Source organism: Streptomyces sp. NPDC018029, from assembly GCF_044327655.1.
Lineage (GTDB): Bacteria > Actinomycetota > Actinomycetes > Streptomycetales > Streptomycetaceae > Streptomyces.
In genome coordinates, this window is record NZ_JBIRFV010000007.1 from 255,254 (window position 1) to 276,486 (window position 21,233).

17 protein-coding genes are annotated in these 21,233 nt (G+C 67.9%); 5 read left to right on the forward strand and 12 right to left on the reverse strand.

Annotated features, from left to right (window positions below):
* Positions 1 to 59: 59 nt before the first annotated feature.
* The 7 genes from ACH4D5_RS22595 to ACH4D5_RS22625 all read right to left on the reverse strand — a co-directional run bounded on the left by ACH4D5_RS22595 (position 60) and on the right by ACH4D5_RS22625 (position 7,377).
* Entirely contained in the window at positions 60 to 1,166 is a 1,107-nt protein-coding gene (locus ACH4D5_RS22595) for a methyltransferase (RefSeq protein WP_398305338.1), read from the reverse strand.
* Positions 1,167 to 1,235: 69 nt separating this feature from the next.
* Positions 1,236 to 1,598, reverse strand: a complete 363-nt coding sequence (locus ACH4D5_RS22600) for a VOC family protein (protein ID WP_398305341.1) — start codon at positions 1,596 to 1,598, stop codon at positions 1,236 to 1,238.
* Positions 1,599 to 1,633: 35 nt separating this feature from the next.
* Positions 1,634 to 4,090, reverse strand: a complete 2,457-nt coding sequence (locus ACH4D5_RS22605; protein WP_398305344.1) for an ATP-dependent Clp protease ATP-binding subunit — start codon at positions 4,088 to 4,090, stop codon at positions 1,634 to 1,636.
* A gap of 34 nt (positions 4,091 to 4,124) precedes the next feature.
* Positions 4,125 to 5,399, reverse strand: a complete 1,275-nt coding sequence (locus tag ACH4D5_RS22610; protein ID WP_398305347.1) for an ABC1 kinase family protein — start codon at positions 5,397 to 5,399, stop codon at positions 4,125 to 4,127.
* Complete coding sequence (locus ACH4D5_RS22615) at positions 5,396 to 6,121, reverse strand: hypothetical protein (RefSeq protein ID WP_398305349.1); 726 nt, start codon at positions 6,119 to 6,121, stop codon at positions 5,396 to 5,398. The genes ACH4D5_RS22610 and ACH4D5_RS22615 overlap by 4 nt, the downstream gene beginning before the upstream one ends.
* A 17-nt stretch (positions 6,122 to 6,138) precedes the next feature.
* On the reverse strand, positions 6,139 to 6,867 hold the full coding sequence (locus ACH4D5_RS22620; protein ID WP_398305352.1) for a DUF6073 family protein: 729 nt from the start codon (positions 6,865 to 6,867) through the stop codon (positions 6,139 to 6,141).
* A 69-nt stretch (positions 6,868 to 6,936) separates the two neighbouring features.
* A complete protein-coding gene (locus tag ACH4D5_RS22625; RefSeq protein ID WP_398305355.1) occupies positions 6,937 to 7,377 on the reverse strand; it encodes a hypothetical protein in 441 nt (146 codons plus the stop codon).
* 351 nt (positions 7,378 to 7,728) lie between these two features.
* On the opposite strand from ACH4D5_RS22625, the gene ACH4D5_RS22630 reads away from it, so the two are divergent.
* The 3 genes from ACH4D5_RS22630 (at position 7,729) to asnB (ending at position 11,470) form a co-directional block, all read left to right on the forward strand.
* The gene (locus ACH4D5_RS22630; protein ID WP_398305358.1) at positions 7,729 to 8,958 is read left to right on the forward strand and encodes a cytochrome P450; all 1,230 of its coding nucleotides are present in this window, start codon (positions 7,729 to 7,731) and stop codon (positions 8,956 to 8,958) included.
* A gap of 36 nt (positions 8,959 to 8,994) precedes the next feature.
* The gene (locus ACH4D5_RS22635; protein ID WP_398305361.1) at positions 8,995 to 9,555 is read left to right on the forward strand and encodes a carboxymuconolactone decarboxylase family protein; all 561 of its coding nucleotides are present in this window, start codon (positions 8,995 to 8,997) and stop codon (positions 9,553 to 9,555) included.
* Between the two features lie 73 nt (positions 9,556 to 9,628).
* Complete coding sequence (gene asnB, locus ACH4D5_RS22640; RefSeq protein ID WP_398305364.1) at positions 9,629 to 11,470, forward strand: asparagine synthase (glutamine-hydrolyzing); 1,842 nt, start codon at positions 9,629 to 9,631, stop codon at positions 11,468 to 11,470.
* A gap of 60 nt (positions 11,471 to 11,530) precedes the next feature.
* Here the strand turns inward: asnB and ACH4D5_RS22645 are convergent, their stop codons facing one another.
* The 4 genes from ACH4D5_RS22645 to ACH4D5_RS22660 form a co-directional block, all read right to left on the reverse strand.
* Entirely contained in the window at positions 11,531 to 12,880 is a 1,350-nt protein-coding gene (locus ACH4D5_RS22645) for an FAD-dependent oxidoreductase (protein WP_398305367.1), read from the reverse strand.
* Between the two features lie 19 nt (positions 12,881 to 12,899).
* On the reverse strand, positions 12,900 to 14,348 hold the full coding sequence (locus tag ACH4D5_RS22650) for an aminotransferase class V-fold PLP-dependent enzyme (protein WP_398305370.1): 1,449 nt from the start codon (positions 14,346 to 14,348) through the stop codon (positions 12,900 to 12,902).
* A 96-nt stretch (positions 14,349 to 14,444) separates the two neighbouring features.
* A complete protein-coding gene (locus tag ACH4D5_RS22655; protein ID WP_398305373.1) occupies positions 14,445 to 15,911 on the reverse strand; it encodes a M1 family metallopeptidase in 1,467 nt (488 codons plus the stop codon).
* Positions 15,904 to 17,190: an aminotransferase class V-fold PLP-dependent enzyme gene (locus tag ACH4D5_RS22660; RefSeq protein ID WP_398305376.1), complete on the reverse strand. Its 1,287-nt coding sequence runs from the start codon at positions 17,188 to 17,190 to the stop codon at positions 15,904 to 15,906. Before ACH4D5_RS22660 ends, ACH4D5_RS22655 begins: the two co-directional genes overlap by 8 nt.
* A gap of 63 nt (positions 17,191 to 17,253) precedes the next feature.
* Here ACH4D5_RS22660 and ACH4D5_RS22665 point away from each other — a divergent pair, with 63 nt between their 5' ends.
* Positions 17,254 to 18,603 carry an amidase family protein gene (locus ACH4D5_RS22665; RefSeq protein WP_398305379.1) on the forward strand — a complete coding sequence of 450 codons (1,350 nt, stop codon included), beginning with the start codon at positions 17,254 to 17,256 and terminating at the stop codon, positions 18,601 to 18,603.
* Here ACH4D5_RS22665 and ACH4D5_RS22670 read toward each other — a convergent pair.
* Positions 18,600 to 19,310, reverse strand: coding sequence for a winged helix-turn-helix transcriptional regulator (locus tag ACH4D5_RS22670; RefSeq protein ID WP_398305382.1), 711 nt, complete (start codon positions 19,308 to 19,310; stop codon positions 18,600 to 18,602). The genes ACH4D5_RS22665 and ACH4D5_RS22670 overlap by 4 nt on opposite strands.
* A 178-nt stretch (positions 19,311 to 19,488) precedes the next feature.
* Here ACH4D5_RS22670 and ACH4D5_RS22675 point away from each other — a divergent pair, with 178 nt between their 5' ends.
* On the forward strand, positions 19,489 to 21,141 hold the full coding sequence (locus tag ACH4D5_RS22675) for a class I adenylate-forming enzyme family protein (RefSeq protein WP_398305385.1): 1,653 nt from the start codon (positions 19,489 to 19,491) through the stop codon (positions 21,139 to 21,141).
* The last annotated feature ends 92 nt before the right edge of the window (positions 21,142 to 21,233 follow it).

A 21,233-nucleotide genomic window follows, 5' to 3' on the forward strand; every position in this document is an offset into this window, starting at 1 on the left:
ATTAGCGGGCCGCGGTGGCGAGCGTCCTCGTCCCGGTTTACCCGATCGCATTACAGCAATCAGGGAGAAGTCGGGGGTTCCGGCTGACGGGAGGTGTCCGCCGTGCAGACGAGAATGCTCAGCGGACTCGGTGTCGCGATGATCTCGTCGAGTTGAAGATCGGCATTCCTGAGGAGTTCACGGAACTCGTCGGCCGTACGCTCCGCGCCGTTGAGGTTGATGAGCATGTTCAGGTCCTGGAACTTGCTGAGATCGGGTTCGTTCGCGGGCCGGACCACACGCGTGATGATCAATAGCGTCGCGCGGTCGACCATCGCGTCCCGGCAGGTACGGAGCAGCTGCGTCGCGCGCTCGTCGTCCCAGTCGTGGAGAACCGACTTCATGATGTAGCAGTCGGCTCCGGACGGGATGGTGGAGAACATGTCCCCGGCTATCGCCTGGCACCGGTGCCCCAGTCCGTTCGCGACGAATTGGTCGCGGGCCTCGCGGGTCACCTCCGGCCGCTCGAAGAGGATGCCTTCCACGTGCGGATACTTGTCGACGATCGCGGCCAGGAGGTGCCCCTGCCCGCCGGCGACGTCGACCACCGTGACGGCATCCGAGAAGTCGTAGTTGTCGAGGATCGCGCGGACTTCGGCGATGGAGAACGCGCTCATCGACGCGTGGAACAAGGCGTGCGCGTCCGCGTGTGTGGCGAGGTACTCCCACATCGTCATCCCGAAGACGTGCTCGAACGCCGGCTCCCCCGTTCTGACCGTGTGGCCCAGATGGCCGAGCGTGGGCCACTGAAGGTCCGAGCCGATCAGCCGTGCGATCGGCTGCAGCGACCCGGGGGCGTCAGAGCGCAACAACTCGCCCGTGGCGGTGAGTTCGAAGGAACCGTCGTCGCGTTCGTGGAACACCCCGATGCCGGCCAGGGCCCGGAGGAGCCGGTACATGGCCCGGGCATCGCACTGCGTGTCGCGGGCGAGGTCGGACGGCCGCTGCGGTGCCTCGTGCAAGTGGTCGGCGATCCTGAGATCAGCGGCCACCGCGAGGCACTGTGAGGCGTAACAACCCATCAGCAGCGAGAACATCTGCTGTCGAGGGCTTGCGCCGGGAGCAGCGTGACTGCCCGCAGGTGACGCCGACGACGATCCCTTGCGGCCACCAAGCTCTGAGGTCATGGTTGCTCCGATCCCTGATCAGGTCGTCGTCACAGGCCGGTCCCGCTCGCCCGCCCGGGCGCCGGTGAGTCAGGCGGAAGGCTGATCCCACAGGCCGATGGTGTTTCCGTCCGGGTCGGCGAACGCCGCGACGTTGCCGAAGCCGGGCAGCTCGGTCGGCTCCATGACCCTCGTGCCTCCCAGCTCCTCGGCGCGCTTCAGCGCGGCACCGAGGTCGGGCGCGTGGAAGTACACCCGGACGCCGGCCTCGCCCATGGCCGGACCGATCCCGCCGGTCACGGAGCCTTCGCCGGACTGAGTGTCGACGAGGGCGTATCCACCCATGTCGGGCACCTGGTTGACGGTCCAGCCGAACAGGTCGGCGTAGAACGACTGGAGACGCTCGGCGTCCTCGGACGAGGTGATTTCGAAGTACGCGAGTCGCTGTCCCATCCCGTGCTCCTCCCAGATAGGTATCACTTCTTAAGTCAGTCTGAACTTACCTTACGGTCTTTCAGAGCGTCAACGGCGCACTCCTGCGCGGGGTGGGAGGGCTTGAAGTCGCCGTTCGCCTCGATGGCGATCTCGCTATCCAAAGTGTCGCCATCCATAGCGGAAGACGGATTCAGAGGGGTCAGCGTGAGCTCGCCGGAGTCCGTGTCGGTGTCGATCCGGACTGTCTGGCCGGCGGTGACCCGTTCGGTGAGCACCATCTCGGTCAGCGGATCCTCGATGTGGGTCTGGATCGCTCGACGCAGCTGCCGCGCCCCTTCCTTGGGGTGGTGCCCGTGGTCCGCCACGTGCGCGCGGGCGGCCGGGGTGACTTCGATCGAGATGCCGTTGGCGCTCAGCCGGGCGTCCAGGCCGCTCACCAGCAGGCCGACGATGGCCAGGATGTCGTCGCGCGTCAGCTCGGGGAAGACGATGATGTCGTCGAGGCGGTTGAGGAATTCGGGGCTGAAGTGCTGTTTGAGTTCGGCGGTCACCACTTGCTTCAGGCGCTCGTACCGACGGTCACGGTCGCGGCCACGGTCGCGATCACTGCCGCTGCCGCTGCCGCTGCCGCCGTCGCCGTCACTTTCGGTGAAGCCGAGACGACCTCTGGCGAGGTCGCGCGAGCCGAGGTTGGTGGTGAGGATGATGACCGTGTTCGTGAAGTCCACCCGGCGGCCCGCGGAGTCCGTCAGATGCCCTTCGTCGAGCACCTGCAGCAGTGTGTTGAACACATCGACGTGGGCCTTCTCCACCTCGTCGAACAACACGACCGAGAACGGCTTGCGGCGGACGCGTTCGGTCAGCTGGCCGCCCTCGTCGTGGCCCACGTACCCGGGCGGCGCACCGACGAGTCGTGAAGCCGTGTGACTCTCGCCGAACTCGGACATGTCGAACCGCACCAGACTGTCCTGGTCGTCGAAGAGGAACTCGGCCAACGCCTTGGCCAGCTCTGTCTTGCCCACACCTGTCGGGCCGGCGAATATGAACGAGCCGGTCGGCCGGCGCGGATCCCGGATTCCCGTGCGGGCGCGTTTGATCGCTTTGCTGACGGCCTGGATCGCCTCGTCCATGCCGACGACGCGCCGGTGCAGCCGGTCTGCCATCTGTCCGAGCCTCTGCGACTCGTAGCGGGACATCGTCGACACCGGTACGCCGGTCTGCTGCGACACGACCGCCGCCACGTCGTCGGCCACCACCTCGGTCGACGTCGCGTCGAGCCGGAGCGCGACTTCCGCCGCGGCCTCGTCGATCAGGTCGATCGCCTTGTCGGGCAGGAACCGTGTGGGCAGATAGCGGCAGGACAAGTCGACGGCCGCCCGGATCGCCGCGTCGGCGATCGTCACTCGATGGTGCGCTTCGAAAAGCGGCCTCAGCCCGTTCAGGATGGCGACGGCGTGGTCCGGGGTGGGTTCGTCGACGCTGATCCGCTGGAAACGCCGGTCGAGAGCCGAGTCCTTCTCCAGCGACTTGCGGTACTCGTCGTGGGTGGTCGCGCCGATGAGCTTCATCTCGCCGCGGCTGAGCATGGGTTTGAGGATGTTCGCGGCATCGATCGACCCCTCGGCGGCACCCGCACCGACCAGCATGTGCACCTCGTCGATGAACACGATGATGTCGCCGCGCCCCAGAACTTCCTTGAGGACGTCCTTGATGCGTTCCTCGAAGTCGCCCCGGTAGCGCGAACCGGCGACGATCGACGCCAGATCGATCGAGTAGAGCTGCTTGTCGGCAAGCGACGGGGGCACCGCACGATCGACGATGTTGCGGGCCAGTCCTTCTACGATGGCTGTCTTCCCCACACCGGCGTCCCCGAGCAGCACGGGGTTGTTCTTCACGCGCCGCGAAAGCACTTGGGTCAGCCGTCGAATCTCCGCGGTACGGCCGATGACGGGGTCGAGTTTCCCTTCGGCGGCCTGTCGGGTGAGATTGACACCGAACTGATCCAGGAGCTGCGATCCCGCAGGCTTGAAAGGGACCGGCTCGACCGCGGGGGACCGGAGTTCGGTCGCCGCCTCCGCCGCCATGGCGTTCAGAAGTTCGGAACGCAGATTTCCCGGGTCGAGTCCGAGGCTGAGCAGAATGTCGACGCTGAGATTGTTCGAGGTCTGAGCGAGGAGGGCCAGCAGGATGTGCGCGGGCTCCACCGTGGGGTCACCACGGCGCTCGGCCTGCCGAGCCGCGGCGCTGAGCACCTCGGTGACCTGCGGGGTCGTGGGCAGCTCCGTCGCCGGACGAGGTTCGGATTCCCCGAGGATGAAATGGACCCGCTCATGGAGCGTGTCCACGGAAGCGCCGTTGTCCTGGAGGACGCGTGCGGCCGCCCCTTGCGCGTGATCGGCCAGTCCGAGGAGCAGGTGCTCGGGGCCGACGTAGGGATGATTGAAGCGTTGCGCCTGCCCTTCGGCCAAGCTGAGCACACGGTCGGCGGCGTCGCTGAACTTGTCGGGCATAGGTCTTCCCCGGCTACTGATAGGTCTTCCCCGGCTACTGGTCGATAAGGCTGGACATGATGTAGGGAGCGGCCTCTATCTGGAAGTCCATGTGTGGCGCCAGCTCATTGACGGTTCCCTCAAGGGCGATCAGGCACAGCAGCGGGAACATCATCTCGGGCTCGGCGTAATAGCCGTTGCTCTGCTGGATCTGGAACAGCCGCGCGGCGAAGCGGGGAACGGAGAAGCTCGCGACATCGAGTTCGGCGGACTCCTCCACGAGCCGGACGACCTTCGCCTGGAACCGGGCCAGGTTCTGACCGTGGTGGTCGACCCCTTTCGTCGTGGTGAGCAGAATCTCCGCGCACTCCTGTCCGCGCCCGGTCACCATGCCGCCGAAGAACCGGGTGAAACGCTCGCGAGAGAATTCGCTGAGCACGTGCGCGAATCCGACGTCGAGCAGAACGAGCCGCCCGTCCGGGAGCAGGTAGGCGTTTCCCTGGTGCAAGTCGATATGGACGAACCCATGCACGAAAACGAGTTCGTACATGGCGCGGACCAGAGTGGTGATGCCCTCGTCGCGCAGGCTCGGTGCGGCGGTCGCGAACATCTGACGGTCCAAGCCGGTGATGAACTCCATGGCGAGCAGTTCCGCGTTGGAGTACTCATCGACCGGTGCCGGAATGACGATGCGTGCTTCGTCCTTCAGGGCCTCCCGTAACCGGGTCAGCATGACGCGTTCACGATCCAGGTCCAGCTGGTTGAGGACGGCGGCGCACAGATCATCGACGATCGCGACGACCGGGCTGGAACGCATCCACGGCGTCTTCGCACACAGCCGCGCGCACCAGCGCAGCATGGCCGTGTCGACGGGCACCGTCGCGGCCGCGTCGGGCCGCCGTAACTTCAACGCCACGGGAGCGGCGCCGGGTTCGGGCTCCCACCGGTACACACAGGCGATCGAACCGCTTGCCACGGGGCCCTTCGCCACCGCCGCGTACGCACTCGCCGGCAAGGGCGGTCGCGTACGGTCGAGCACCGCGAGCGCGTCGGTGGTGCTCATCGCGGCGACGTCGTCCTGCAGTCGCGACAGCCGATGTGCGAGGCGTGGACCGATGAGGTCCGACCGGGTGGCCAGCAGCTGGCCCACCTTGATGTAGGCCCCGCCGAGCGACTCGACGGCGCGGACGAGGGCATCGGCGGCCGCGTCCCCCGCCCGCCCCGGGTGGACGAGTGCGGCACCGGCCACCCGTGCCGTCGCTGCCGCCACGGACACGAGCCGAGCCGTGGTACGCACGGCGCCCCGGCCGCGATTCGCTGCACGCTTCATACCGACCCCGTGCCGAAGAGTTGTCGATGGGCCTCGTCCAGGAGTGGCACGGCGTCCTCGACGCCGGGATGCCGAGCCAAAGCGGTCACCGGAGTGACCCGTTCGAAGATCGTCGGTTTCTTGACGCCTGCTCGACCGACCCGCAGCCGCACGGGCATGCCGTGGTCGGCTTCGCTGCCGAACTCCAGGACCTGCCAGCACCGTTCGAGCACGTCGTTCCGGTGCACCAGCCTGGCCACGGGTGTCGCATGGTCGTCGACGAGGAACTCGGTGACCGCCACGTCGCCCGACCGGTACAGCACCTGGGCCGACGCGCCGAGCGACGTCGCCCACGACGATCCGTTCGACGCCACCTCGGCACAGGCCGGGGAAAGCAGACTCGGACAGATCGTGCGCATGAGGTCCAGATAACTGATGTCCGTCAGCGGGAGGCAGTCGAACATCTGCGGCCGGTCGATCTCCTTGGGGGCGCGCATCGTCGGAATGAAGGTACGGATCCGGCAGCCACCGGGCCGCGTCAGGTCTTCCCAGATCGCCACCTCGGTACGGCTCAGGGTCTGCGGGGCGTCGATCCGCACCGCGGTCAGGAACCGATGGTCGCGCGCGGCGCGGGCGAAGGTGTAGCGCATCGCGCGATGACCGATCGAGGAGGAAACACCGAATGCGTACGCTGTGAGCGGGCCCGCGCCCAGATTGACGCGGGCCCGTCCACGATCATTCACCGCCGGTTGCTCCTGGCTCAGGCGGAGATGGTTGCGAACTCGACCGGGTTGGTCGCGTTCTTCACCGGGATGTGGTGCAGCAGGGCACCGATCTCGAGGTCCGCCGCCAGCAGCGTCCCGACCCGGCGGTCGCCGTCGTACAGCGCGTACGACGTCGACGTCCGGGACACGTCGCCGATCGGCGGAACCATGTTGACGCGCGACTCGACATCGACGCGGACGTCGCCCGTGTCGATGATCGCGCCGAGGTTCTCGATGTCGAACCGCGGGTACAGCGCGGTGACGCAGTTCTTCATCGGGGTGATCTCGGGGTCCACCGGGCCCGGGACGAGGTTCGGCGACACGGTGGCGCCTTCACTCTTGCTCGGGGTGTTGGTCACCCTGATCTGCCCGAACACGTCGCTCTCGCCGACGACCTGCAGCGAGAGGAACTGTGCGCCGATGGTCGCCGTGCGCCACGTGAGCTCGGTCTCGCCCTCGGCGCCGATCCGCGGCTCGTGCCGGCGGTAGACGCCGATGCCGTGGAGGTCGACCAGGTCTTCGCCGAGCCCGTCGATCGCGACGTGGATGCGCTCGCGGACGGTGAAGGCCTCCAGCGCGGCCGGACCCAGGGTGTAGGGACGGATGGTGTAGAGGTCGCCGCCCCAGGCGAGATCGTGTCCCTTGACCACTTCGGCGTTGTGCAGCGCCGAACCTTCGGCGCCCTCGACAGCCGCGCCCTCGCGCAGCTCCTTCATGAGGCTCATCAGATCCTCCGGTTGAAGTTTTCGCGGTCTGGTTGAACCTGTTGTGTTGTGTCTTGGGCCGAGCCTGGATCAGGACTTGCTCGACAGCGACTGCATCAAGCCCTCCAGGGCGTCGATGACGTACGCGAAGTCGATGATCCGCTCTGGCAGTTTGGTCGAGCCGGCGGTCCGCTCCCCGAGCTCGACCTCGAGTACGTCGATGAGCCGCTCGAGGTTGTTGTGCGAGATGGTCACCGGGAAGTAGCGGAGCTGCTCGGCGTACTTCGGGTCGGCCAGCGGCGGGCCGGGCTCGATGCCGCGGTCGGGGCCGTAGGCGGCACGCCAGGCTTCCTGGACGGCCCTCTCGTAGGCGAGGAAGGGACCTCGGAAGTAGGGCAACCAGATCGCGCGGAGGTCCCGTGCCGACATGCGGCCCCTGACGAATTCGGCGGCCGCGGGCACCACTTTGGAGCGGTACTCGTCGAGCAGAACCGTGGTGTCGAGACTGTGAGGAGCGGCGAGGTCGGTCATGGCGGTTCCTTCCGCGAGTCGTCGGGGCGGGCACCACACACACGCGCGTCATCAAGAGGTCTGAGCAGCTGCGTACCACTCACTAGATCACTCTTTTTTTATGTAGTCAATAGCCGATCGCTCGCGAAATGTGCGGTATCCCCTCTCTGTCACCAGGGTTCTTCGAGGTCGCTGAACGTTCCGGCGGGCTCATCGGCCCCCCGCTCGACGGTTCCGCCGGCCGCGCGGAATCGGTAGAACATGCCGTAGCGACCCGAGGGGAGACTTCCGTTGCGCTGTAGGGAGGTTGACTCGGTCAGGCGGCGGTAATACCGTTTCGATACTCAAACATGTAGCTACTGGGGTGCGCTGATGACCGACATCACCGAGTCGACCAGACAGAGGTTCGGTGAGATGAGCGCGCTCTTCGCCGACCCGTACCCGCTCTACCGTCGCCTTCGTGACAAGGAGCCGGTCAAGTTCTCGCCGGAACTCAATGCCTGGGTGGTCAGCCGATACAACGACATCAAGGCGGTGTGCGGCGACCCGGAGACGTACTCGTCGCAGGGGCTGACGCGCCCCTTCGACGATCCGCACCCCGAGGTCGCCGAAGTGCTGGCGACGGGCTACCCGATGGTGCCGATCGCGATCAGTACGGACGGCGAGGCGCACATGCGGTTCCGCCATCCGTACGTCCAGGCCATGGCCCAGACCCGGACCGACGGATTCGGCTCGGTCGTCGACGGCATCGTCGACCGACACCTGGACCGCATCGTTCCGTCGGGGAAGTGCGATGTGATCGCGGACCTGGCCCGGCCCGTCACCGTCGAGGTCATCCTGCGCTTCATGGGCATCTCGGCAGACCACATCGAAGACGCGTCCCGGTGGAGCAAGGACCTCGTATCGTTCCTGTTCGCACCAGCCGAGCTGGACGAACGCTTGCGTCAAGCACGCAACCTGGTGGCGTTCCAGCACTTCATCGCCGCCGAGATCGAGGAGCGACGGGCCCGGCCCACATCCGACGTCATCAGCGTCATGGTCCACGAGCAGCTCCCCGACGCCGCGCCCCTGACGATGAACGAGCTCGTCAGCGCCCTGTGCGGGCTGGTCATGGCAGGGCACAAGACGACCATCGACACCGTGGGCAACGGCCTGGCCGTCCTCCTGTCGGAGCCCGGCCGTTGGGCACGCCTGTGTGCCGATCCGTCGACCATCCCGACGGTCGTCGAGGAGATCCTGCGCTACGACGCCCCGCTGCAAGGTCTGTGGCGGACGACGACCCGGGACACCACCCTCGGGGGCGTGTCCATACCGGCCGGCGGCAGGCTGTTCATCCTGTTCGGCTCCGGCAACCGCGATGAGAAGGCGTTCGACTCTCCCGACGAGGTGCGCATCGACCGCACACCGAATCGGCATCTGTCCTTCGGACACGGCGCGCACTTCTGCATCGGGGCGCCGCTGGCGAGGGCCGAGGTGCAGAAGCTCCTCGCGGGTCTCGCGGAACGGCTCCCGAACCTGTCGCTCTCGCCCGAATTCACCGGCGAGCGTCACACACCCGTCCTGGGGTTCCACGGATACACCCGACTGCCGGTCGCATGGTAACGACCACCCTTCTGCCTACCAGGCTAGGAGCACGTGATGCCACACATCACCGTTGACGCCCGGATGCCCGGCATCTTCGGGCTGTTCAACTACCGCCCCGAAACCGCCAAACCACTCCTCGAGTTCTGCGAGGCACTGCTGCGCGACAACACCTCCCTCTCGCGGGGCGAGCGTGAACTGATCGCGGGGCACGCGTCCCACCTCAACGCCAGTCCGTTCTGTGCCAACGGGCACTTCGCGATCGCGGCGGCCCAGCTGGACGACGGTGAGGCCATCGTCGACCGCGTCAGGTCGGGATCGGCCGACACCGCGCTCAGCCCGAAGATGAGGGCGTTGCTCGACATCGCGACCAAGGTGACCGCCGACGGCAAGAGCGTCCAGGAAGCGGATGTCGCAAAGGCACGCGAGGCCGGGGCCACGGAGCGCGACGTGCACGACACGGTCCTCATCGCTGCCGCCTTCGCCATGTTCAACCGCTATGTCGACGGCCTGGGTGCCGTGGTGCCCGAGGACCCGGAGTTCTACAAATCCATGGCCGCGGGGCTCGTCAGTCAGGGATACGCCGCCGGCGTCCGCTCCAAGACCGCGCCGGCCTAGCGCCACCTCTCTTCGTACGCCGTGCCGATCACGCGCGGCGGGGGATCGAACGGACCGGAGTGGGAGATCATCGATGTGCGGAATCACCGGCTGGGTCTTGTTCGATTCGAGTTTCGGTGCCCGGCCGGCCGATGTCATCGAGTCCATGACATCGGCCGTGTCGCGCCGCGGCCCGGACGCGACCGGAACGTTCGTCCGCGCGAACGTCGCTCTCGGCCACCGGCGCCTGGCCGTGATCGACCCGGCAGGTGGCCGGCAGCCGATGGTGGCAACCGACACCGGCCGGGAGATCGCGCTCGTCTACAGCGGCGAGATCTACAACTACACCGAGCTGCGGACCGAACTGAGGGCGCGGGGCCGCAGATTCGAGACGAGCAGCGATACCGAAGTCCTGCTCCAGGGCTATCTGGAGTGGGGGGAGTCGGTCGTCGAGCGGCTCAACGGCATGTTCGCCTTCGCGGTCTGGGACGAGCGGCGGGAGCGGTTGTTCCTCGCGCGGGACCGCCTCGGCATCAAGCCCCTGTACGTCTACCGCATACCCTCGGGGATCGTCTTCGGGTCGGAGCCGAAGGCGATCCTCGCCCATCCACTGGCCGACCGCACGGTCACCACCGACGGTCTGCGTGAACTGTTCGCGATGACCGGCCGGCCCGGCTGGTCGCTCTGGCGCGACATGGACCAGGTCCGGCCGGGCACGACGCTCACGGTCGAGCGCAAGGGCATCACTCCGCACACCTACTGGAGTCTGCAGACCCGGCAGCACACCGACGACCTGCCCACCACGGTCGAACGTGTACGCGGACTGCTCGACTACATCGTCGAACGCCAGCTCGTCTCGGACGTCCCCCTGTGCCTCCTGCTGTCCGGCGGCCTGGACTCGAGCGCCCTCACCGGACTCGCCACCGCGACCGACGCGGCGAAACGCGGGACGCTGCGGACCTTCTCCGTCGACTTCGAGGACCAGGAGGCGACGTTCGTACCCGACGAAATCCGCGATACGCCGGACGCCCCGTTCGTCCGGGAGGTCGTCGAGCTCGTCAAGACCGACCACCACCGCGTCGCCCTCGACCAGAGCACCCTTTCGAGGCCGAGCGTGCGCCGTGCCGTCGTCAGCGCCCGTGACATCCCCGCCGGGCTCGGCGACATGGACAACTCGCTGTACCTGCTCTTCCGCGCGATTCGCGAGCAGTCCACCGTCGCCCTGTCGGGAGAGTCCGCGGACGAGATCTTCGGCGGGTACATCTGGTTCCATCACCCGCAGTCGGTCAACGCGGACAACTTCCCCTGGCTGGCGTTCCGCAGCGCCTTCACCGCGGACCGGTTCGCCCTGCTGAACCGCGACCTGCGGGCGAAGCTGGAGCTGGAGGATTTCATCGCCGACCAGTACGCCGTCTCCCGCAAGGAGGTGGAACAGCTCCCAGGAGACGACGACCACGAAAGGCGGATGCGGCGCATCAGCCACCAGCACCTCACCCGGTTCCTTCCCATGCTGCTCGACCGCAAGGACCGCGCCTCGATGGCCGTCGGGCTGGAAGTCCGCGTTCCGTACTGCGACCACCGCCTGGTCGAGTACGTCTACAACACACCGTGGTCGTTCAAGACCTTCGACGGCCGCGAGAAGAGCCTGCTGCGCGAGGCCGCAGGCGCCGTGGTGCCCCAGGCTGTCCGCGACCGTGTGAAGAGCCCCTATCCGACGAGCCAGGACCCCCGGTACGCCGCGAGCCTCATCAGCCAGCTGTCCGACATCCTCGCGCAATCCGACCACCCCGTCTTCGCGATCGTCGACCGGGAGTGGGCGCAGGCTGCGACCGAGATCCCACCGCACGAGATGCCGGGGGACGTCCGAGCCGGACTGGACCGGATACTCGACGTGTATCACTGGCTCGACATGTACTCGCCGAACCTACTGGTGTAGAGCTCAACTACTGGTGTAGAGCTCACCTACCGGTGCAGCGCTCACCCGCTGGTGTGGATCTCATCGAGGCCTGATCGGCTCGCAGTTGCCCAGGGGCCTGCGCCCGGAGTTGCGCACCATTCTCGCGAGAGCCGGTGGGCTCAGCAGCGATGCGGGGGACTTCACCATGTTGGCCACGTCCCACAGCCTCGTCGCGACGGTCGGGTCGTGCTGGCCCGCCACCACACATCGGGTGACGTACCGATTGATCATCTTCGTCGGCCAGGGGCGATGCCCGCGGGTCTCGGGATAGACGAAGTCGGCTCCCGTAGCCGTCGCCCAGGCCGGCGACACCGCACGTGCGGACAGTCGGTAGAAGGTGCGGGCGAACTCCGGATCCATGACATCGGACCGTGCCAATGCTTGTTGCAGTGCGACGACCTGAACCGCGGCAGAGGTCATGCCCTGCCCGTACAGGGCGTTGAGGCTGCACACGGAGTCGCCGACACACACGAAGCCGCGTGGGTGGGCCGGAAGCCGCTGGAACAGCCGCCACTCGCTTCCCGGCAGTCGATGGCGAACCGCGGGGCCGATGGGCCGTTCGTCCTCGATGATGGACGCGATCTTGGCCGTGGGGAGGGTCCGGGCCCAGCTGAGATATCCGGCCGGGTCGGTCGGCGCTCCCTCGCCGTGCAGCCCGGCGAGGGTGATGATCCATCTGTCGCCCTCGATCGGCATCGCCGTGCCGAACCGCTTCTTGGCCTGTGGGTCGCTGATGACGAAGTATCCGGCGGCGCCATCGGTCCGCACCCGCGTCGACCGGTGGAAGACGCGGGTCGTGTACCGCACGTCGGACCGGACCCGCCGCACCTCGGGGCCGTGGTATCCGAGCCCCGTCAGCCAGTGGTCGGCCCTCGACCGCCGTCCGGAGCAGTCCACGACGAGATCGGCGTCGATCACCGCTGAGCCGCCGGACGGGTCGCGGACGCGGACCCCGCGGACGGCGCCGTCGCCGCCGACCAGATCGACCGTTTCACCGGTGCGGAGTTCGACGACTCCGTTGGCCCCGACGTGCTCGCGTACCAGGAACTCCAGCAGCGGGCGCGAGCACGAGACGATGGGGGCCGCGTCGGGGACCGCCGCACGGTAGCCCCTGTGCTGCCACCACCACACGCGGTCCATGGGCATCACGACCGCGCCATGCCGGATCAGGCTGTCCGTGATGCCGGGGAACAGGGCGTTGAGGATCTGCTCACCGCGGCGAAGGAGCGTGTGAGGGTGCCGCGCCTGCGGGACGCCGCGCCGGACACCGCTGCTCGTCGTGTCCAGGTCGTCCCGGTCGATGACGACGACCTCGTCGAACGCGGCCGAGAGCGCCTGCCCTGTCAGCAGGCCGGCGATGCTGCCGCCGATCACCACGGCTCTCTGCAAGGTGACCCCGCCTTCGGTCTCAACAACGCTCGCGCGGTGGCAGACCGGCGAGGCTCTCGGTGGTCTGGACGAAGTTCCGCCAGCTCAGCATGAAGGAGTCAAAACGGGAAATGTCCTGGAAGTTGGAGACCGGCCCGAGCGATATCCGCAGCGCACCGCCGGTCTGAATGCCGACTTCATGTCGATAATGTTCGACCGTGTAGGGGCCGTCGCCGAGTTGGCCGGCTCGTAACAGGTCGTCCGTATCGAGGCGGAACGCGGCCTCTCCGACGCCGGGGTTGCAGAAGCAGCCGGTCCTCAACGCTATGTTCATGTCGACGGACCGGCTCTCGACAAGGCGTTCGTCGACGACGTGACCATTTCTGTCCAGGACGTTGAACGCGATGGTGGGCCCCCTGTCGACAACATCGCCCGGGCCGTAGACGGCGCACATCGGCATGCCGTTGTCGTGCTTCAATTCCGCGATTCGATGCAACGTGTACTGCAAGAGACTCGTCATGCGTGCCCGTGCCAGGTCCCGTTTGACGATGTTCGTGACATAGTCGAGCCCGATGCCGACCCCGACGACGCCGAGGAAATTCGGCGTGCCGTCCTCGAACCCCTCCGCTCCCGGCGCGAGCGCGTGCCAGCCTCCCATCGCGCTGGACGCGATCACGGTGCCGCCCGAGAACCAGGGGCGCCGCAGCTCGGCCAGCGCCTCCTTCCTCGCGACGAGGCAGCCGATGCCGGTCGGCCAGCCGAAGATCTTGTAGAACGAGATCGGCACGAAATCGGGTTTGTGCTCCGTCAGGTCGAGGTCCTGTGACAGTACGAGGGCGGCCGCGTCGAGCAGCACCTTCCAGCCGTGGCTGTGAGCCACGTCGATCCAGTCGAGCGAATGGCGCACCCCGGAGAAATTGCTCTGCGCCGGATAAGCGAAAAGGGATGGGCCGTCCGTCCCGTCGGCGAGTACCCGGGTCGTCTCGTCGACGTCGGCTCTCAAGTCAGCGCCGAGCGGGACGGTCGTCACTTCGGCGCCCATCCGCTCGGCGTATTCACGGATGCCGAGGACGGAGTTGTGGTTGTCCTGGAGAAGGCCGAGGCGGGACGGTGCGGCGAAGGGGAACGATTCGGCGACCAGCCGGATCGCGGCCGAGGCGTTCGCGCAGAAGATCACGGTGTATTCGTCGGGCGGGCCGTTCAGGAAGTCGAGCACAGCCCGCCTGGCCGCTGCGATCGCTTCCGTCGAGCGCCGCGAGGGCAGGTGTACCGAGTGCGGATTGCCCCAGATGCCGTCGCAGACGGAGTCGCGGTATCGGTCCAGCTGGTATCGGCCGGGAAGCGCGCTGCCGGTGTAGTCCAGGTACACCTGGCCGAGACGGTCCAGTTGTGAGAAGTCCCGGGCACGTATCTCGTCGAGATGATCCGCGGCAGCGTACTGCCAGTGATGGTGCGTGAAGTCCGCGAAGCTCAGCTCGGCGGCCGACATGACGGTCTCCTCTCAGGTCCGACTGGCTCGGCGGACAGCAACGGGAGATAAATACATAATTATTAAGCTAACTCCGTCGGCTTGTCCCCGCATCTCTCACTTCTGTGACTGAGGGTCTCCGGTGCGGCGGATGAACCGGAGCGAGGGCGGTTCGACGTGGGTGCGGGCGGACACTCCCGGTGGCGGGTCCGGGCAGCGGCGCGCGAACAGCCAGGGCCGCAGGAGCGCGGCCACGTCGGCCCCGCCGGCCGACGCGACGGTGGCGAGGAACTGCTGCAGCGATCCGTGGTGGTGGCGGTGGGCGTCGCACCACGTGCGCAGACAGTTGAAGAACGCGTCGTCGCCGATCGACCGGCGAAGAACATGGGCCGCCATCGCTCCGCGTTCATAGACCTGGGTCGACAGGAGGTGGGCGGGTGAGGGGTCGCCGGGCGGGACCCGCCAGTAGTCCGTGTCCGCGGCTCGCAACTGATAGAAACTGCCGAACAGTTCGTCCGTGGTGCCCTCGTCGTTCTCCTCCGACCACATCCATGACAGGTAGGTGGCGATGCCCTCGCTGAGCCAGATGTCGTTCCAGGCCGAGAGACTGACCGAGTTGCCGAACCAGTGATGGGCCATCTCGTGTGCCACGACGTACGAGTCGAGGCTCTGGCCGAAGAAGCGGTCGCCGTAGATCGGATGGGTCTGCGTCTCCAGTGCGTGGGGGCCGGCCATGCGGGTGACCACTCCGCCGATGGCGTCGAACGGGTAGGGGCCGAGCAGGGTCTCCAGCCATGCGCGGACCGCCGGCGTGGTTTCGATGGAGGCCCGCGCCATCGGTGCGTGCTCGGTGACCCCGTCGCCGTAGGCGGAGACCCACTGCAAGCCGCCGTCATCGAGGGTGTCGAGCTCGATCCGCATCCTGTCGATGAGCAGCGAATAGAGGTAAGAGGCCACGGGTTCGGCCGTCACCCAGCGGAAACGATCCACCTGTGAGGTGCGCGAGTGCTCGACGAGGCGGCCCGGGGCAATGGCGACGAACCCGCGCGGCACGGTGATGGTGAGGTCGTAGGTCCCCTTGCGTGACGGGTGGTCATTGGTGGGGAACCAGAAGGCCGCCGCATGCGGTTCCCTCGCGGCGAGCGCTCCCAAAGGTGTGTTCAGCCAGGATCGTTCGCCTCGGATTTCCACCTCCCCGGGCGAGCCCGCGTAAGCGATCTCGACGTGATGACGTCCGGCGCCGAAGCCGGTGCCGGGTTCGACGACGAGCTTCCCGGGGAGTGCCTTGGGGGCGACCGTGGAGCCGTCGACGACCACTTCACGGGCCGGCAGTCCGAAGTCGAGCGCAATCGCGGGTACGTCCACACTGACGGCGATCTCCAGGCGTGCCAGCCCCTGGAGCACGCCACTGGCGACGTCGAAATCGACCTCCAGGGCGTGGTGGGTGAGGGTGAACAAGTCGGAACCGTCGACGGGGAAATAGGGGTCTCCCACACCGGCCAGATCCGAGCCGGCCAGCAGCGAGGAGCCGGCGTGGCGGGCCGCTTCGGCCAGCACTCTGTCGAATTCCGTCTGGTCAGTCATGGCCGAGATCCCTCGATCGTGGCGGTCCGTGCCCCGGCGGGTGCGACAGGCCGGCGACCGCGTCGATCGCGTGGTCGACGTCGCTTTCGGAGTTCTCGATGGTGGCGGCGAACCGGGCGTACGACCGCAGGTACGGAGTCGTGGCCGATCGGATGTGCCGTGCCGCCAGCCCGGCCACGACTTCACGGGGTTCGAGTCCGTCGACCTCGAAGCACACGATGCCCGCACTCATGTGCTCAGGCAGGGGAGTGATCAGGCGGACTCCGGGAAGTGCGGCCAGCCCTTCCCGGAGCCGCGTGTTCAGGCTGAGCACGCGCCGACTGATCTCGGTCTTCCCGATGCTCGTCAGGAAGTCGATCGCCGCGGGAACGGCGTACAGATACTCATAGGCGACGAAGCCGCCGGGCGAGACGAACGAAGCACGTGTGGGCGGCAGACGGCTTCGGCCGACCCAGGCCCCGAACACGTCCGCGTCGATCTCGAAGGTGGGAATCGTGGGCTCCACGTACCGCCAGCTCGCGGTGGTGCCCCAGATGAATCCCGTGCCGCGGGGGCCGTGCAGCCACTTGTGGACCCCTGACACGAAGAAGTCCGCGCCCAGCCCGTCGACCGGCTCGTCGAGCACTCCGCAGCCATGGACGCCGTCGACCACGATCAACGGACTCGGACGCGCCCCGTACCAGGAGCGGATCGCATCCGCCGCCTTGCGCACCGGCATCCGCACCCCGCTGCCGGAGTACACCCAGGTCAATCCGACGACGCGGGTACGACCGGTGAGTGCGCCGAGGACGCGGTCGATCAACTCGTCCTCCGTGACCGCCGCGCCGTCCTCGTAGAGCGACACGAAGCGCGTGGCGGCACCGCATTTCTCGGCCTTGCGCCGGGCCGCTTCGTGATGCGAGTAGTGGTCGTGCTCGGAGAGCAGGATCTCGTCGCCCGGGTGGAGTTGCAGTCCGGCGTACAGCAGACCCAGTCCGGCGGTCGTGCTCTGCACGAGGGCGAACTCGTCCGGCCGTGCTCCCACGTAACGGGCGATCGCGGACTTCACCTGGAAGATCATGTTCGCTTCGCCGGGTTCCAGTGCGGCCAGTTCGGCCCACTCCGGTCGTGCGTCGATTCGGGCGGCCAGTTCCGCGATCGCCTCGCGGACCGGTTTCGGGTGCGAGGACAACATGAACGATGTGAAGTCGGCCCAGTCCGGCTGGAGATTGAAGTTCGCCCGCACCTCCGCCCAGTCGACGCCATCCGTTGCGGCTTTCCCTCGCTGGTGCTTCTGCATAGGCGGATCGTTCCTCCGCGAGCACGGGGGCTTGGTAGGTCACTATATGTTGGATATAGTGGCATGCTGTCGGTGTCGCCTGCAAGACATGGGAGGGTGCTGGGCGTGAGTGACCACTCTGTGGAGGTCCGCGAGCACGTCACCCGCCTCGATGCCGCTCTGAAGTTCATGGCGACGGCACTTCCACCCGCGTCGCCCCGGCCGGCGGCGCCTTTCGCGGGCGAGCCGCTGCTGGTCAAGGACCTCGACCTCAAGCTGGCCGACGCGCCGTTGTGGCGCGGGAACCACGTCTTGCGCGAGCACGGCACCGTCTCGGGTCACGACGACCCTCTGGGGCGGCGTCTGCGGGAACTCGGGTTCGACATCGTCGGGCGCACCAAGTCCGCCGAATTCGGCCTCGCGGTGACCACCGAGCCGCTGGCCTACGGTCCGGTGCACAACCCGTGGGAGCACGGTCGCGGCGCCGGAGGGTCGTCGGGCGGCTCGGCGTGCGCCGTGGCGGCAAGGGCGGTGCGGATCGCGCACGGCACGGACCTGGGCGGGTCTCTCCGTATCCCGGCGGCTCATTGCGGGGTCTTCGCTTTGAAGCCCGGTCTCGCGCGGCCCGCGACGACGCCGACGCTCGCGGCCTGGAACCAGCACGGGTTCCTGGCGAGCAGGGCCGGCGACCTGCGCCGCATGCTCCCGGTGCTGGGCCTGGACAGGGTGCCCGACGCGGACCGTGCCGGTACGGAGGGTGCGACTCGGCGACTCCGAGTCGGCGTACTCACCTCGGCCGTGAGCTCCGCGATCGACCTCGGCGCCGGCACCGTGGAGGCGGTCGAACGGATGGCGGCCAAGCTCAGCGATCTGGGCCATCAGGTGCTCCCGGCCCATCCACGAGTTCTCGAGCAGTTCGACCAGTTCACTGTGAAAACCACTCCCATGCTTGCCGGTTGGCTGGCGGAGGAGGTGGCGGACGCTTCGAAGGATCTCGGCCGACCGCTGACCGAAACCGATATGGAGCCGGGAACCGCCCACATGCTGGCCATGGCAGCCCTCGCGACGCCCGAAGCCGTCCGGGACACGGCGCAGTGGCTGCACCGACTCGTCATGGATCTCACGGCGTGGTGGGAGCGGTTCGACGTCCTGTTGAGCCCCACGGTGCCCGTTCAGGCGCCGCGGCTCGGGTGGTTCGACGATCCCGACACCGCGATGCACCGCACCTTCGGCATGATGCAGTACACCGCGATGTTCAACGCCAGCGGCCAGCCGGCCGTCAATGTTCCCTGCGCGGGGGCGGGGGCGCTGCCGTACGGAGTGCAGCTCGTCGGAGCGCACGGATCCGAGGCGAAACTGCTGGACCTCGCCGAAGAGTTGAGCCCCGGGGAGGCGCCGACACCGCCGGTCTCCGGCGATCGCGGCCTGGGCTAGGACACCGCCTCGACGAGACCCTCGCCGGCCGGCGGCTTGTCCCCGCCCGAGTCGAGACTGAGACCCAGCAGTTTCAGACAGCGCGACAGCGCCGTCGAGTCGCCGCTGATCGACATCCTTCCGGACAGCACCGCATCGAGCGGGCTGACCTGTCCGGTCCCGATCCTGATGAACGTCTCGGGGTCGGAGTCCACGACCAGCGCCGCCTTCCGCGGGGCGGGCCCTTCGGCGACGGTGGCGGTCCCGTTCTCGCACAACACGCAGAAGACGTGGTCCCCGATGCGGAACTCATATGCCTCGTCGGCCTCCGGCGCGGGGCCGGCCGCGACCATCGCCTCCACCGCCACCATGCCCCACTCGGCACGCACCAGATCGGTGGGCTCGTACGAGCTGATGTGCGACAGACCCCAGGAAGCCAGACCGAGAATGACCGGCTTGAGCGCTTCACCGCTCTCCGTCAGCCGGTACTCGACTCCACGGCCGTCGCCGGGGACCGGCTCCCGCTCGATCAGCCCCTCATCGGTCAGCATTTGCAGGCGTGAGGCGAGGAGATTCGGGCCGATGCCGACCAGGCTCTCGCCGAGGAGCTGGTTGTACCGCTTCGGCCCGTTGATCAGGTCGCGAATGATGAGAAGGGTCCAGCGCTCCCCGACGATGTCCAGCGCCGCCGCGACAGCGCACATCTGCCGATATCGCTTCGTTCCCATATACCCTCTCACCTCCGTGCGCAGGAAGCCACGCACTCTAGAGCCCACTCTCAGTATATGTTGGGTCCGTTTCTGGAAGCGGCCTCTTCCTGAGCCGGGGCATATTACTCCCCGCCCGCCTGGCCGAACTCACCCCCTGTCAGCTCGCCGTCGCCGAGCGGCATGTTTGCATGTGCTCATGATCGTTAACGCACCGGAAACGTCCGAGCCCCGGACGTACGTGGACCGCATCCTGGAGCACTGGCACGAGGACGAGGGCGCCGAGGCGCTTGTTCAGGGTGAGCGGCGGTTGACGCGGGGAGAGGCCCGGCGGCGGCTGTTCGGACTGGGGCACGCACTGCGTCGGCAGGGGCTCGAACCCGGCGACGGAGTGGGGCTGTTCCTCGCCAACCGTGTCGACTCCGTGCTGGTGCAGCTCGCCGTCCATCTCATCGGCTGCCGCGTCGTGTTCCTGCCGCCCGAGCCCGGTCCCGGCGAACTCGCCGCGCTGGTCGAGCAGTCCCGGGCCCGCGCCGTCGTCACCGACCCGCTCTTCGCGCAGCGCGCCGCCGACGCGGCAGGCCGCAGCGTCCACGCCCCCGTGCTGCTCAGCCTCGGCCCCTGCGAGCAGCAGGAGCAGGACGCCGTGGAAGCCGTGGACCTGCTGGCCGTCGCCGACGAGTGCCCGGACGTGCGGCCCGAGCGTGTGCCCGCCCCCGGAGCCGACGAGGCCGTCACCGTCCTCTACACCGGCGGCACCCTCGGCCGCCCCAAGCTCGCCGCGCACAGCCACCGGCTCTACGACGCGCTGGTGGACCTGGCGGAGGACAGCCGGCGGGGGCTCCGTCCCGCGGGCCTCCCGGTCGTGGCCGCGGAGGGCGGCACGGACCGCGTCCTCGCCGCCACGCTCCTCACGCACGGCAGCGGCCACCTCACCTCGGTCCAGGCGCTGGTGACGGGGTCCGTCCTCGTCGTGCTGCCCGAGTTCGAGGCGGGTGCGGCGCTCGCGGTGCTGCGCGAGGAGCGGATCACCGCCACCATGTTCGTGCCGCCGATGCTGTACGCACTTCTCGACCACCCGGAGTGCGTACCGGGCGTACTCCCCGAGCTGCGCCGGATCGTCGTCGGCGGCGCGGCCTCCTCGCCCAGCCGGCTGCAGCAGGCGGCCGAAGTCTTCGGGCCCGTGATCGGCCAGGGGTACGGGCAGTCGGAGGCGCTCGGCATCGCCGCCTTCGGTGCGGAGGAGCTCGCCTCGGAGAGCGCCGAGCGGCCCGAACTCTGGCGCAGCTGCGGGCGCGCGATATCCGACACCGAGATCGAGATCCGCGGTGAGGACAGTGACGTGGCGCTGCCCGTGCGGCAGGTCGGCGAGGTCTGTGTCCGGGGCGAGACGGTGATGCTCGGCTACTACGAGGACCCGGAGCGCACCGCGCAGGCGCTGCGCGACGGCTGGCTGCGCACCGGGGACCTGGGCTATCTCGACGACGAGGGGCACCTCTTCCTCGTCGACCGTGCCAAGGACATCATCGTCACCGGCAGCACCAGCGACAACGTCTACTCCCGCGTCCTTGAGGACTTCCTGCTCACGCTGCCCGGGGTGCGCAACGCGGCGGCGCTCGGCGTGCCGGACGAGGAGTACGGGGAGGCCGTCCAGGTCTTCCTGGCCACGGCCGAGGACGCCGACGTCGACCCGGACGCCGTCGGCGCGGCGGTGACCGCCGAGCTGGGCGACCTGTACACCCCCCGCAAGACGGTCCTGCTCGACCGGCTGCCGACGACCAAGGTCGGCAAGGTCGACAAGAAGGCCCTGCGCGCCGCGTGGACGGACGGGGCGGTCACGAGCGCTCCATAGGCGCCCTCGTCGCGGACCGGGTGGGTGACCTTCGGCGGCGTCGGCGTGGCCTCGGCGGATGTGTGCGTTATGCCCGAAGGCCGGCGGGTACC